We start from the raw sequence: 14,358 nt of genomic DNA on the forward strand, positions 1-14,358 counted from the left end.
CATTTACGCATGAATGAATGTGAAATAATTTATTCTCCAGCTTCGCCTTGTCCTGAATTTCTTGATGAATAATCCGGGCCAGGCTGAGGGGCGTGCATTATGAGGTATGAGAGTAAAAATAAGATGTAAAGCGCAGCAGGAATCCTCATTTCCGGGCCCTGAACAGTGCTCCGAGGCCAACAAGCAGGAAAATAAGGTGCGGAAGAACAGCGGCCAGCAGCGGAGGTATTTCTCCGGTCCCCCCAAAGGGTTCAATAACTTTCATCAGGGCCAGATAGATAAAACTCACCCCCAGTCCCGACGCAATATAAAATCCTTTCCCCCCCTCACGGCGTACGGAGGCCAGCGAAAAGCCCACGATAATAACTACAATGATTGAAAAAGGATAGGCGTAGCGTCCGTATAGCTGAACTTTGGGCGACTCTACATTGCCGGCCCCGCTGCGCTCGATAGCCTGGATATATTCACGGGCTTTGGGATAGGTCAGCTGGTAGATGTCCGAAGTGGTTCGGGCCAGATCGCGGGGATAAATATTCAGGGTGGTGTCCATGGAATCGACGTACACATGTTCATAACCCAGGGGCGTCATAATGCGTTTATCGACACTTTCGAGCTTCCACAACTGTTCTTGTTCCTTCCAGATCATGCGCTGGATGTACATGGTTTCTTTAATACTGTCGCCGGCAAAGGTCGTAGCGTCAACACGATGACCGGTATTCTCATCGGCATTGAAAAAGCCGATTTTGAAGATTGTCTGGTCCGATTCCTGCCGGAAGATCTGGTTATTATCAACTTTTTCGGATTTTCCCTGAAGGTATTTCGACTCGAAGGCGATCCGTTTTTTATTGGCGTCGGGAATGAGATATCCATCCATGTAACTGACAATACCCGTAATGATAAAACCAAAGATAAGATACGGAAGCAGCAGCCGGTAAAGACTGACGCCCGCTGCCTTGAGTGCTACAATTTCGAGTCGCTCGGTCATCTGTCCCGTCAGGTACAAACAGGCAATAAAGACTGCAACGGGAATAATAAGTCGTATAATCTCCGGAATGTAATTTAAATAATAGACCCCGAATATTTCGGCAAAAGCTGCCCCCTTGTCGGTAAAGTCCTCGCTGTTTTCAGAGAAATCAAAGATAATGAATATAAAAATAAGCATCAGCAGCATAAAAATGGTGATAACAAAAAGCCGGCTGATGATATATCGGTCAATCTTTTTAATCACGATCGCTCCAGAGATTTGTAATTTTAAAGGGAGTGGAGATGCGAATAACCAGATAAAGACCGACCAGGCCTAATAAGACATTGGAGTACCACATGCCGGTGGCCGGTGCGATAAACATGCGGTCGGCCAGTTTCTCTCCCTGGATGATGGAGATCCAGTAAAAAGTCAAAAACAGGGCGCCGATAAGGGCCGCATACCCCAGATTTCCCCTCTTGGTAAACATTCCGATGGGAGCGCCCAGCAGGACAAAGATAATACAGGCAAACGGAATGGCGAATTTTTTATGGATTTCCACCATATATCGCGCAATTTTATTGATGCGCCATTCGGTGTCAACGGATACATCCTCGACAAGGGATTGGTAGCCCCGCAGTTTGGAGAGCGTTAAGTCATGCAGTGTCCGCTGTTCAGACTTGGAATCCAGTATGTTGAGGGCAACATACCGGCTTGAATAGGGCGCTTTTTTCAGGGAGTCGGGCTGCGTGAGAAAACGCCGGGAAACACTTTGCTGCTCACCATCCTCTGTTTGGGTTCTCGGCACAAAATAATTGTCGTTATCGAGGATCAGCTGTTTCTGGGAAGAAACTTCTTCGTGTAATGAATCCACCAGGGCTTTCATGGCCTGGACGTTCATCGTCCGGTCATTGCGTGAACGTTCCTGCGGGTTGGACCGGGAGAACGAAAGATCAGAGAGATCAAAGCTGATGCGGTACCGGTCGAAATCGGTCTCCTCGAGAACCGTTATTTTTTTTCCTTCTTTCCTTCGATCCAAAAAACGAAGTATGGATCCGTCGTGAAGATACAGGTTCATCGTCTGTCCCTGATGCTCACTTTCCAACCGCCCCTTTTGGGCTTTGATAAAGGCCTCTTTCCGGTTACGGTTGGGCTGCTGGTAAACGGTAACATCGCGCAGGGTATCAGACTCATTGGTCATATCCTGGACCAAAAAGGTATAGCCGTCAATGCCATCATAAAATTCACCGGGCTTGAGGTCGAAGCCGGGCTTTTTGAGCCGGATATCGATAAACAGCGATCGTGCCCGCTGATTGGCATCGGGGAGCACATCGTTTGAAAACCAAACTAAAAAAACAGACAGCAGAATCCCCGCCACGAGAACCGGTTTGACCAGGTGGATGGGATTGATGCCCGCTGCCTTAAGGGCCGCCAGTTCATTTAGTTCGGTAATTTTTCCGAATGCCATCAGGCAGGAGACTAACACGGCCATCGGCATGGCCAATACCACCATGGAAGCCAAATTGGTGATAATAAGTTCTATGATAATACCCAACGGCAGTCCCTTACCGACCAGCATGTCGATATACAGAATCAAAAACTGCATGAGCAGCAGAAACATCAGGGTGAGAAAGCAGAATACAAAGGGTCCCGCGTGCCTCTTCAGAACATCAAGCTGTAGTTTGTTGGGTATCAATCGCATATCATCTATTCTATTGAACAAGCCTTAAATTACGCCTATACTCCCTCTTTACAAAATAGTATGATTTTACAGTTCTGAGGCAAGGGTTTCTACTTTCAAGAAAAAAGTTTAACATTTATCATCCTTATTAACGGATTTCACAATTTGAAAATTGTTCAAAGGAGGCTGCGTATAGCTTAGCGATACTATTTCTTTGGTTGACAGATCAACAAAAATATATTCAACACTATACGTGCAGCTTAAAGCAAAAATATTTTGTGTTTCTCTTTTTCTGCTTTGCTTTATCAGCATAACCGTGTCCTTTAGCCAGGAGAGGCCGCCCGGCTTTTCTGGCAGGCTTGCCTCGCCCGCTGCCGGTGATACCCTTCCGCGGCTGTTGCCTCCGGAGCCCATTTCTTATCCTTTTGTGTTTCCCCTGCCTCGTCTTTTTTATATTCGTCTGCCGGATGAGAGGATTTCTGTGCAGCGCGATTCGCTGGGTCATTATCGAAGCCAGCGTATGCTGTTTCACCGGCCGGTGGCCCTTCCGTATGTGATGAATTTTAATGAATATGCAAGACAATACAGGCAACATGCGATCCGGGAAAACTGGAATCAAATCATGGAGGAACAGAGCCCGGAACAGGCGCGTGAGGGACTGCTGGATTTCAAGGTGGATGTCCCCGGAGGTGAGCAGTCCACCTTTACAACTATTTTCGGCAAGCCGGAGGTTAATTTAAGCATTAACGGGACAGCCAATATGAATATCGGGGCGTCTATTCAAAAAACGGAAAATCCCGGTATTCCGCCTGACCGGCAAACCCAGGTTGATCCTACCTTCGAGCAAAATCTGCAGCTCAATATTCAGGGGACGATCGGAGATAAGCTCTCAATACAGACGGACTGGGATACCGAGCGGGCATTTGACTTTATGAACCGGGTCAATATCCTGTATGAGGGCTATGAAGATGAAATAATACAGCACCTGGAGATGGGAAACGTGTCGATGCAGACCGGTAATTCGCTCATCCGCGGGGGCAGTGCTCTTTTTGGAGTGAAGTCCATCGTGAAGCTTGGATCGCTCAGATTAACTTCGGTGCTCTCTCAGCAGGAAGGCGAGGAAAGAACCGAAACCATTACCGGCGGCGCCCAGGAAAAAGAGCTTGCCATTCGTCCTGTGGATTACGAGGATGATCGGCACTTTTTTATGGACTTTTTTACGCGCCAGCAGTATGAGGAGAATGTTTCGAATCCGCAGCAATTGGGACAAGCGCTGGAACTCACGGAAGTGAATGTGTGGGCGCTGCGGGAAACTTCGCAGCCGGCGGAAGGCGAACGGCAGGCTATAGCGCTTGCCGACCTGGGGGTTGTGCAACATGCTGACAGCAGCTACGGGGCCCCGGATCAGGATGAAGATATTTTTCCGGAAAGCCTGCTCGACCAGTTTCGGGACCCGTCACTGGGGGTTTCCGCCGGGGATTTTGGCGTGGATCCCGCCGCCTTTGTGGAAGGATATTTTATTCCTCTCGAGGAGGGCGTGGACTACGAACTGGATCGTTACCTGGGATATATTTCTCTGAAGCGAAACCTGAGTTCACGACAGGCCCTGGCTATCTCATTTAAGTATGCAGATCCCCAAACAGGACAGACGGTCAGCATCGGTGATGTAAGTCCGGGCGGCGGTAATCGCATCTACCTGAAGCTCATCCGTCCCCAGACCGTGACCACCAGCAATCCGCTGTGGGACCTGATGATGAAAAACGTCTATTCCCTCGGGGCCACTAACCTGACGCCTGACGGGCTGGATCTGGATGTAAAGTATACCGAACAGAATGTGCCGAGCAGTTCTCTGCCGGCGCGCAATTCGATTTTGTTGCAGGACCTGGGACTCGACCGGGTAGACCAGCAGGGGGCCCTTAATCCGGATAATAAAATTGATTTCAGTACCAGCGTTCTTAATCCCGCTACCGGTAAAATTGTCTTCCCGTATTTACAACCGTTTGGTGACCGGGTGGAAGAGTTGTTGGTAGAAAGCGGACTGGGACAGGAGGAGGTAAGGGCTATTGCATACGATGAACTGTATACCCAGCGAAAAGAAAACGCCAGTCAAAACTCAAAAAATAACTTTTATCTGATTGAGGGAGAAGCCAGAGGAGCGACCTCCGCCAGCTATAGTCTCGGATATTCGCTGGTAGAGGGATCCGTCAGGGTGTTTGCGGGGGGACAAGAGCTGCAGGAGGGGACCGATTACGCGGTGGATTATTCCATTGGCAGCATCACCATACTGAACGAGCAGTACCTGCAGAGGGGACAGCAAATACGGATTGAGTATGAAAATAACCGGCTGGCGCAAATAGGACAGAAAAATTTTACCGGCCTGCGCGCTGAATACAGTATTACGGATAATTTCAACATCGGGAGCACCTATTTTAAATTAAAAGAGAAGCCGCTGCAGGATAAAATTCGCATCGGGGACGAGCCGGTCAGCAATGCCGTGCTGGGCCTGGATGCCAACGCTTATTTTGACGCTCCATGGCTGACGCGATTGATCGATCGCGTTCCCCTGCTGCATACCAAAGAACCTTCAGCCATAAGCCTGAGTGGTGAATTCGCACAACTTCGTCCCGATGTCTCAAGAACCGCCGCCGTCAATGATGCGATCAGCGATAACCGTCTTTTTGAAGATGAAGAAAACGGGCTCTCCTTTATTGATGATTTCGAAGGCTCTGAAGTGGGACTTAGTTTTGTGAACCCGTCGCAGTGGAATCTTGCGGCTGCTCCGGCGGCGCTGCCGGGTTACCAGCCTGATGCGATCTTTTTTGAGGATAATCCCCCGACCAATCCTTCCAACACGATTACGGATAAGATTGGCCGGTCTGATCTGCGCAGCTCTTTTTCATGGTATACCATACCCCAAAATATTGATGATATCCTCAATGGCGCCCAGCGTACACCGGAATCACAGCTTGTCAAAGTGACGGATGTATTTCCAAACAGGGATGTCTTGACCGAGGAAAATTTTATCCGGACTCTCGATCTCTATTATGATCCCACCGAACGGGGACCGTATAACTACAACAGGAATCTTCGTGACCTGCTGGAGAATGAGCCGGAGCGCAGCTGGGGAGGGATGACGACGACACTTCCAGCCGGGCAGGAGGACCTTACGCAGAATAACATTGAATTCCTGGAATTTTGGGTGCAGTCGGTCCTGCCCGGGGGACGTGCACCGACGGTGCAGGATCTGGAGGATTACGAGGGGAAAATGTATATCGATATCGGGGTTGTTTCCGAGGATGTCGTGCCCAATTTCAAGACCAATACAGAGGATGGATTAGCCCGCCGTCCCGATGATCTGCAGCAAGACAATATAAGCAATGATCCCCGTTCGTACCTTCCTGTTCCGCCTCCCGCACCGGAGGGACAGTTTTCCAATGAGACCCGGGAACTGGAAGATGTAGGGCTGGATGGAGCCCCCAACACCGAGGGCTTTGATGATAAAAACGAACAGACGCTTTTTTTTGATTTCGTCAATGCGATGAACGCAGCGTATGGGGCCGGCAGCAGTGAGTACAACGCCATAAAGTCTGATCCCTCCAATGACGATTATGTGTACTATGGCGAGGAAAAGGTTAATGGGTTGCCCCTCCATGAACGTTTTCACCGGATGCACGGGTACCACGACGGCAATAGTCCGTCCAACACCGGCGACAAGCGTGCGGTCACGAATAGGCCGGACACAGAGGGACTTATTACACCTTCGATCGTGGAGCAAAACAATGCCTATTTTCAGTACGAAGTGGACTGGAATCCCGCTGAGATAGATGAGGTGCCGGTCGGGACAGAGGATGGTTTTATTGTCGATAAAGTTGACGGCCCCAATCAGCACGATCGCTGGTACCAGGTGCGCATTCCGTTGGAAGATTGGATCCGCAAGGTTGGAAATATCGAAAATTTCCAAAATGTTTCGTACATCAGGCTGTGGCTGTCGGGTTACGAAAAGCCGTTTACCCTGCGCTTTGCCACGTTCGAACTGGTCGGCAGCCAGTGGCGTAATGCCGACAATGTGGACCAGGAGCAGGGTCCGTTGCAGGGGGAGATGAATGTCTCCTCCGTCAATATCGAAGAAAATAGCCAGCGCCGACCCATACCGTACCGGCAGCCGGAGGGCGCCATTCGTGCTACCAACCGGGGACGTCAACGGCAGACCATCGCCAATGAGCAGTCGATTGCGATGGGAATCCGGGATTTGGGTCCCGGTGAGCTGAAAATGATGAAGCGGGTGTATCCCGGGGGACTGAATATGATTCACTACTCCAACGTGCGGATGTATGTCCATGGAGAGGGATATGACTATCGAGGAGATGCGGAGCTTGTCGTGCGCTACGGAACCGACCTGACCAACAACTACTATGAATATCGTCAGCCCATATCGCCATCGGATCCGGATTACCCGTATAGCCGGAAACCGTCGAGTGAGTTAAGCAGCGGGGAGTTGTACGAGGAGGCCGAACAGGTATGGCTGTACGACGAAAACAGCATGAATATTTTGTTGCGGGCATTCAACGAACTCAAACAGCTGCGCAATCAGCAGGGAGAGAATCCCTCCGAGCTTTATGAGCGTTCGGATCTTCTTGAAGAAGCTCCCCCCGGAGCGGTGATCGCAGTACAAGGCAATCCCTCGCTGGACCGGATCGGTGAAATCGGGATCGGCATTCAAAACCCGTTTGATCCGCAAAATCCAGGTAACGGGGGCGTGTCTTCCCTGGACGGACAGTTCTGGGTTAACGAGCTGCGCGTCTCGGGCTTTGATAACCGGTCGGGCTGGGCGGCCAATGCCAAAGCGGATATACAATTGGCCGATTTTGCCTCCTTCAACGCGAACCTGAATCGGGAAACGGACGGCTTCGGCGCCCTGAATTCGAGACTGGGTCAGCGAAGATTATCCGACGTGATAGCGTATGATCTCAATTCGACCGTCAACATGCACAAATTCATACCCAGCCGGTATGGATGGAATATTCCCGTGACACTATCCACCCGGCAATCCAATTCGACACCGCGTTACCTGCCCAATCAGGGAGATATACGATTGGAAGATTATAAAAATGCCGTACATGCCCGCTCTGATCTCAGCGAGGTACAAAAAGAGCGGTTGATTGAAGAGCAAGTGTTAGAGAGTCAGACGGATGTCGAAAGCTATTCGTTGAATATATCCAATGCCACAAAAACCCGTTCTCAATCTACACTCGCACGATATACGCTGGACAAAACGACGCTCAACTATGTGTACAATACAACCGAACGAAGAAACCCGCAATATTCCCGGCAGGATAACTGGAATTTCAGCGGCTCGCTCCGGTATAACCTGAATTTCCGAAGTACCAGGCTTTTTCGTCCCTTCGATTTCCTGGGAGATCTGCCCCTGCTGCATCCGCTGGCGGGACTAAAACTGGGGTATACGCCCGCTTCTATTACCGCTTCGGTGGGCATTGACCGGGAATACAATGAACAGTTGCGGAGGATGTCAGCCGGACAAACGGACAACCTGTTACAGCAGTCCCACAGCTTTACCTATGACACGGAATTTGGCCTCGGCTATAACCTTACGCCTTCGCTCAAGACCTCCTTCCAGACGCATTCCGTTTTCGACCTCTCCCGGTCGGGCATAGACCGCGATGCAACAGGTTTTTCCGGTGATTTCAACCGCTACGGGGTGCGACCGAGTTTCCAGGTACTGGAGGAGCTGGTTTTCGATACGCTGTCTTCGCGAAGAAGCAACTACCAGGAAGCCTATACGGCCGGCTGGCAGCCTGATCTTAATGCCATCGAGGCCCTGAGCTGGGCCAACTACTCAGCCAACTACGGCGGCGGCTACCAGTGGAGAAATAGTCCCCTCGGATCGGAGCTGGGCGCCAATTTATCCAACAATATATCGCTGAATCAATCCCTTGACCTGGACCTTCAGGCGCTGCTGGAGCGGATACCGGGGTATCGCAGCCTGAGGGAAGATAACGACGGCTATCGTGTGCAAAGGGACGCAACAGCGGATACCTCTGACTCTGAAAGTAACAGGGAACTACAGCGTTTTGCCCGAAAGGGACTTCGGGCTCTGCTAAGCATCCAATCGCTTGATGTATCCTTTAATATTTCCAAAAGTTCAATGCAGAGCGGTTATGCCGGGGGATCGCAGTTCTTCCACATGTTTAACAGCGGGGGAAGCCGGTTTTCGCCGCCTTTCTCATACCGGACCGGCTTTGCCGATGACATCGGTTTTTCCAAGCTTATCGACAATCCCGGCCAGAACAGCGTACAGCTGCCTTCGAACCGGAATTTGTCGGATGATCTAACGGTGGGAGCTCAATTCCGTCCCTTCGAAAATTTGACGATCGATTTCACCTGGAACACGCAATGGAATAAAACCAACACCGAATCCATAACAATTAATCCGGATGAGACCCTCAACGCGGTGCGTACGGAAAGCGGGCGAATAAGTTCCAGTATCTGGGCTTTTGGCGGGGGGTACGGTTCCCTTTTTCGCAGACAACTGCAGACGGCTTTTGCCGATATCGATGCCCAGAGTAACGTAATTTCCGATTCTACCGGTAACAGGGACGGACGTTCGGTATTGGGCAAGGGGGCCCTTCAGGAGGACTTTCGCAGGGCCTATCTGGGAGTGGGTACCGGTACGGTCGGCAGTCGAAACTTTACGCCCTTTCCCTTACCCGGATGGCGTGTTACATGGACCGGCCTGGAATCCTTCATTCCTTTTGTGGGCGAGCGGATGACAAGAGCTTCGGTTACCCATAGCTACAGGGGCTTGTACAGGTTGGGCTGGATTTTTAATGCAAGCCGGGATTTGTTGCCCGATATCTCACTGGGAAATTATGCGGTCCGGAACCGGCGCCCTGCCTATGAAGCAAACACCATCAATATCGAGAAGAGATTCAGTCCCCTGCTGGGATTAAATGTTACCTGGGAATCGAACCTGCGTTCCAACCTGCAATACGAATACAGCAAGGTAGCCAGCCTGGCGTTGTCGAACTCAACCGTCATAGAACGCCTCTCGCGGGGACTTAGGTTTACCTTTGCCTATACGGTCCGCGACTTTAAGGTCCCTTTCTTCCCGCGCATAGAAAATGCGGTCGATTTTACAATCAACGGCAGTTTTATCGAAGATGAGGAAAAGAAATATTCCCTTGATTCGGATATAGGAAGTGTTCTTGAAGGGGGAGGCGGTACCGGAGGGGATGTTGATCAGTATGATTACTCCAGGAGCTTTACCGGGGGACAGTCACGGATCAATGGATCGGCAGTGGTCGGTTATCAATTTTCCCAGACCATCCAGGCCAATTTTGAATATACCTATAACCGGTTGATCCCGAAGTCCTCCAATATCTATGCCCGCACCGATCACGATATTCGCTTTAACATCGTGGTGTCCATTCGCTCGGATTAATAGAAAGGAGGCTTTGTTTAAAACAGGACTCAGAGGGGTTTTAAGTTCTGGAGTGCTTATCGTCAGCTAATTAAAGGCTCCATTCCCTTCCGGACTTATACGTGGTGCTGAATCAAGTAACCGGATCGCAACGGCTATAATTATTTCTATAAGAGGACCAGCGGACGATCTATTCAGTATAAATTATACCGTTTCCCGGCCTTGAAAAGTCAGTGCTCCGGGTGGCGGACGCAAGGCGGAGAAATAAGAAAAATATTTGTCTGAGCCCGACTTTGTCGGGTGAGTTTATATTTTTCTCTGGAGCCGACGCGACCGCCGGACGCTGAGTTTTCTCAGCCTTGACCTTTTATGGCCCTTTTGGGTCAAGCCAAAAGGGGCGTAAGGATTTTTTAGCGTATGTGCAGGGAAGGCCAGCACCATGTATTAGGCCGGGTTTGCATTGGAGTTTTTTTGTCGATTATCTGTGAGAAATACATAACCGAGGCCGGCAAAGGCAAGCAGAAGCAACCCGACAGGCAGCCAGTCTCCGAAACGGGCATAAAGCGTCCGGGAGGTAAGCACCGGCACGTCATGGCGAAAAGCGGTGGTTTCCCCGTACGATGTTTGCACTTTTACAAACCCGTCGGCATCAATAATACCGGAAATGCCGTTATTGGCGCTGCGCACGATCCAGCGATCGAACTCAATGGCGCGCAACCGGGCATAGGCAAAATGCTGGGCGTGTCCGCTGGTGTCGCCCCACCAGCCGTCGTTGGTGATGATGGTCAGGTACCCGGCCCCCTGTTGCACAAATGTGCGTATCCAGCTGGGATAGACCGAGTCGTAACAGATGAGGGCCGGGGTTTTTGTATCTTCCACTGCAAACTGTTTGGCTTGCATTCCTTTGCCATAGCCTTGGATTTGGCTCCAGTTCACCCATCCGAAGACGTCAACCGCATGTAGGAAATGGACAAAGGGGATGCGTTCAACAATGGGAACGAGATTATGCTTGCGGTAAACTTGCATGGATTGATCGGGCTGAAAATGCAAGGCGGCATTAAATGGCAGGTAAGGGCGATTTTGAGAATCGTAGTTGGGCAGGGGAGGTGCATTACCGGAATTATAAAATTCGATGTACGTTGAGCCTGCAAGGAGCGTAACGTCCCAATCCCGGGCTTTTTGGGAAAGCAACCGTTTGGTACTGCGGGGCTCTCCGCCGGAACGATTGCGGTTGAAGATATTCGCTTGAACAGCATTTTCCGGCCAGACGACCAGATCGGTACCCGGGGTACGGAGGGAGTCGCTGAGCCGGAGCAGGTGGTCGGTTGCCCGGGCAGTGGTGGCAAAGCCGCCAAAGCGTTCATACGAGTCAAAATTGGGCTGTACGACCACGACCTCGTGAGTGGCCTCTGTCTCCCGGTCGGCTGAGGGGCCCGTCCAGAGCATGGCAAGGGAAAGCAGGGGAAAGGAAAAAAACAGCGTGCCGAGCGGAATTACGGTACGGCAGCTTGTATGGATAATCGCCTGGTAGGCCAAACCGGCCGTGAACAATATCCAGAAAGAAACGCCCCAGAAGCCGGTCAGGGAAATGTATTGGATGAGCTGGGGGACATTAGCCCAGGCATTGGCTGCCGTCAGCCACGGCCAGGCGAGGTCCCAGTGATGATGAAGGTATTCGAAGCCGACCCAACAGGAGGCCTGAAGCAGAGCGGTGAGCCAGGGAGAAAGGCCAGAGCGCTGACAGTGATACTGTGCCATCACCGGGATGGTCATCACGGCAGCGTTAGCCAGGATGGCAGCCATCCCGCCGGCTAAGGTAGCCAGCATCAGCCAGTAAGTGGCAATGAGGTTCCAGAGAAGAAATCCGGGATAGGCCCAATAGGCCGCCTCGCGAGCCGACGAGGAGAGGTCGATAATCCGGAAGATGCACAGAAAGGCCGGAAAGATCAGGAAAGGCAGGGGAAAAGGGGGATAGCTCAGCCCGAGCAGCAGTCCCGCTGCAAGGGTTAACGTCCACTGTGTGTTCCAAAAGCGATCTAAGATGCGTTTCATTCGCTGTAGTCTTTTGGGGCAATGACGACGACTATTTCCCCTTTAATTTCATCTCTTACTTCAAATCGGTCGACAACAGATTTCAACGGACCGCGTACGACTTCCTCAAACTTTTTGGTGAGTTCGCGGCACACGGCCGCCATCCGTTGATCCCCCATATAGGACCGCAGCTCGCTGAGGAGCTTTTGGAGGCGGTAGGGACTTTCGAAGAGTACGACGGATCGATCCTCTTCCGCCAGTTGTCGGAGCCGTTTTTGGCGGCCCTTCTTTTGCGGTAAAAAACCTTCAAACACATATTTGTCGCAGGGAAGTCCGCTGGCTACCAGGGCCGTGGTGGCGGCATCGGGACCCGGAATGACTATGACCGTATGTCCCCCGAGGTGGGCCGCCCGGACGGCTAAAAAGCCGGGGTCTGAAATGCCCGGCATCCCGGCGTCGGAAATGATAGCGACATTCTGGCGGGCATCCAGGATGTTCATGATATGATTCACCTTCTGATGTTCATTGTGCTGGTGAAAGGCGAAGGTTGAGGCATGGATTCCCAGGTGATTGAGCAGTACGCCGGAGGTCCGCGTGTCTTCGCAGGCGATATAGGCTACGGACTCGAGCACGTCAGCCGCACGCGTTGAGATGTCTTTTAAGTTCCCGATAGGGGTTGCAACAATGTAAAGCGTACTCAAAGTCGAATATGGAAATTATGATTAAACATAAGGGCCGGCCAATAAATAAATCGCACCGGAGATTTACGCGGTATATATTAATAAATTATGAGGGAGGTTGTTATTCCAAAATGAAAAAAGATCGATAAAATCGCATCTCCTGTATCTTACGGTTCAGCTTGTAGTCTTTCGAGGGACAAAACCGGGCCTGGGGGCAGCTCAAAAACAGAAGTAAGCATATAACGCCACCGGGCGACAGATAAGAATCGGTCTGTGGATGAACTTTAATGGTAAAAAGGCTATACTAAGCTGCCCTGATAACAGGGTAAAACACAGCCGTTAACACTATTTAATGGAGAAAGTATTATGACAGATTTTAATCCTTCGGGTATTAATCACATAACGATTCGCGTGAATGATATTGAGCGTGCAGAAGAATTCTATGGCGATATTTTGGGCTTTGAACTCGTACGAAAAATGGGCAAAAGCATGGCCGTCTACCGTGTAGGCGGGGAAGATACGCTGGTGCTGGTAGAGGCGGAAACAAGTTATGATCCTTCTTCGCGGGATTACCGGGTCGATCATTTCGGATTCTTTTTGGATTCGGAAGATGAAGTTGACGAGATGGCGGCATACCTGCGCCAGAAGGAAGTGACGGTGCTCAGCGGACCTGCAAACCGGAAGCGGGGACGATTTGTATTTGCTTCCGACCCCGACGGCAATATGATTGAGTTTTTCTACGAGGAGGATGAAAAGTAGACGATCATCGAACTAAATCCGTATTTTATAACCATCCTGACAGTCTGAACCATTTTATAAGACGGACAGAGCAACCTACGTAACTTTGTCAGCAGAGAAAGCGGGCTGTCTTTATGGCATGTTATTTGCATATTTCCATCCCAAGGAAAGAAACAGTGTTTAACAGAAGAATTATTGACAAACAAATGAGTGATAAAAACGAAAAAGAAGTAAAAGAACCATCGGTCGGGGAACAAAAACAGCAGTCGGCCGAAGCTGAGAAGGAACGGGACAGCCGCTACGAGGACTTGGGAGAAGAGGAGCTCCGGGAGTTGCTGGCAGAAAAAGAGCAAAAAATAGACGTGCTTGAAGAAGACCTTTCCGAAGCTAAAAATATGCATCTTCGAAAGGCAGCGGAATTAGAAAATTATCGCAAACGGGTGCAGCGAGAGCGTTCACAGCTGTATGAAACAGCAAAAGCCAATGCGCTGGAAGACTTTCTGGATGTGAACGACGACCTGCAGCGGACCCTCAAGGCAGCAGAGGACCTGGATGTCAATGAGACGTTTTTGGATGGCGTACTGCTGGTAGCCAATAAGTTTGAAGAAATTCTAAGGAAAAATGACGTTGAACGTATTGATGAAGTGGGTGTTCCTTTTAATGTGGATTACCATGACGCGATGATGCGCCATAAGCCCGGGGATGATGATATTGACAGCGATATTGTTCTCGAGGTAGTCGAAAACGGATATCGCATGGGGGATCGTACGATCCGTCACGCTAAAGTGATTGTAAGCGAATAATTTTTATAAGGTTAAGTAAGTTTTTT

The 14,358-nt window shown here is 50.5% G+C and carries 7 protein-coding genes; 3 read left to right on the plus strand and 4 right to left on the minus strand.

What is annotated here, in order from left to right; all coding sequences use genetic code 11:
* Positions 1-145 precede the first annotated feature (145 nt).
* Positions 146-1,228: an LptF/LptG family permease gene (locus BUB16_RS05920; protein ID WP_073060763.1), complete on the minus strand. Its 1,083-nt coding sequence runs from the start codon at positions 1,226-1,228 to the stop codon at positions 146-148.
* Positions 1,221-2,663, minus strand: coding sequence for an LptF/LptG family permease (locus BUB16_RS05925; protein WP_073060766.1), 1,443 nt, complete (start codon positions 2,661-2,663; stop codon positions 1,221-1,223). The genes BUB16_RS05920 and BUB16_RS05925 overlap by 8 nt, the downstream gene beginning before the upstream one ends.
* A gap of 295 nt (positions 2,664-2,958) precedes the next feature.
* Between BUB16_RS05925 and sov the strand changes: the two genes are divergently transcribed.
* Complete coding sequence (gene sov, locus BUB16_RS05930; protein ID WP_139240203.1) at positions 2,959-10,101, plus strand: T9SS outer membrane translocon Sov/SprA; 7,143 nt, start codon at positions 2,959-2,961, stop codon at positions 10,099-10,101.
* Between the two features lie 423 nt (positions 10,102-10,524).
* Here sov and lnt read toward each other — a convergent pair whose 3' ends face one another.
* Together lnt and rsmI are read right to left on the minus strand one after the other, a co-directional pair.
* Entirely contained in the window at positions 10,525-12,132 is a 1,608-nt protein-coding gene (lnt, locus tag BUB16_RS05935; RefSeq protein ID WP_073060769.1) for an apolipoprotein N-acyltransferase, read from the minus strand.
* Positions 12,129-12,812: a 16S rRNA (cytidine(1402)-2'-O)-methyltransferase gene (gene rsmI, locus BUB16_RS05940; protein WP_073060772.1), complete on the minus strand. Its 684-nt coding sequence runs from the start codon at positions 12,810-12,812 to the stop codon at positions 12,129-12,131. Before rsmI ends, lnt begins: the two co-directional genes overlap by 4 nt.
* 345 nt (positions 12,813-13,157) lie before the next feature.
* On the opposite strand from rsmI, the gene BUB16_RS05945 reads away from it, so the two are divergent.
* The gene (locus BUB16_RS05945) at positions 13,158-13,550 is read left to right on the plus strand and encodes a VOC family protein (RefSeq protein WP_073060775.1); all 393 of its coding nucleotides are present in this window, start codon (positions 13,158-13,160) and stop codon (positions 13,548-13,550) included.
* 185 nt (positions 13,551-13,735) lie between these two features.
* Positions 13,736-14,332, plus strand: a complete 597-nt coding sequence (locus BUB16_RS05950; RefSeq protein WP_073060778.1) for a nucleotide exchange factor GrpE — start codon at positions 13,736-13,738, stop codon at positions 14,330-14,332.
* Positions 14,333-14,358 lie beyond the last annotated feature (26 nt).

Source organism: Fodinibius roseus (assembly GCF_900129315.1).
Taxonomy (GTDB): Bacteria; Bacteroidota; Rhodothermia; order Balneolales; family Balneolaceae; genus Fodinibius; species Fodinibius roseus.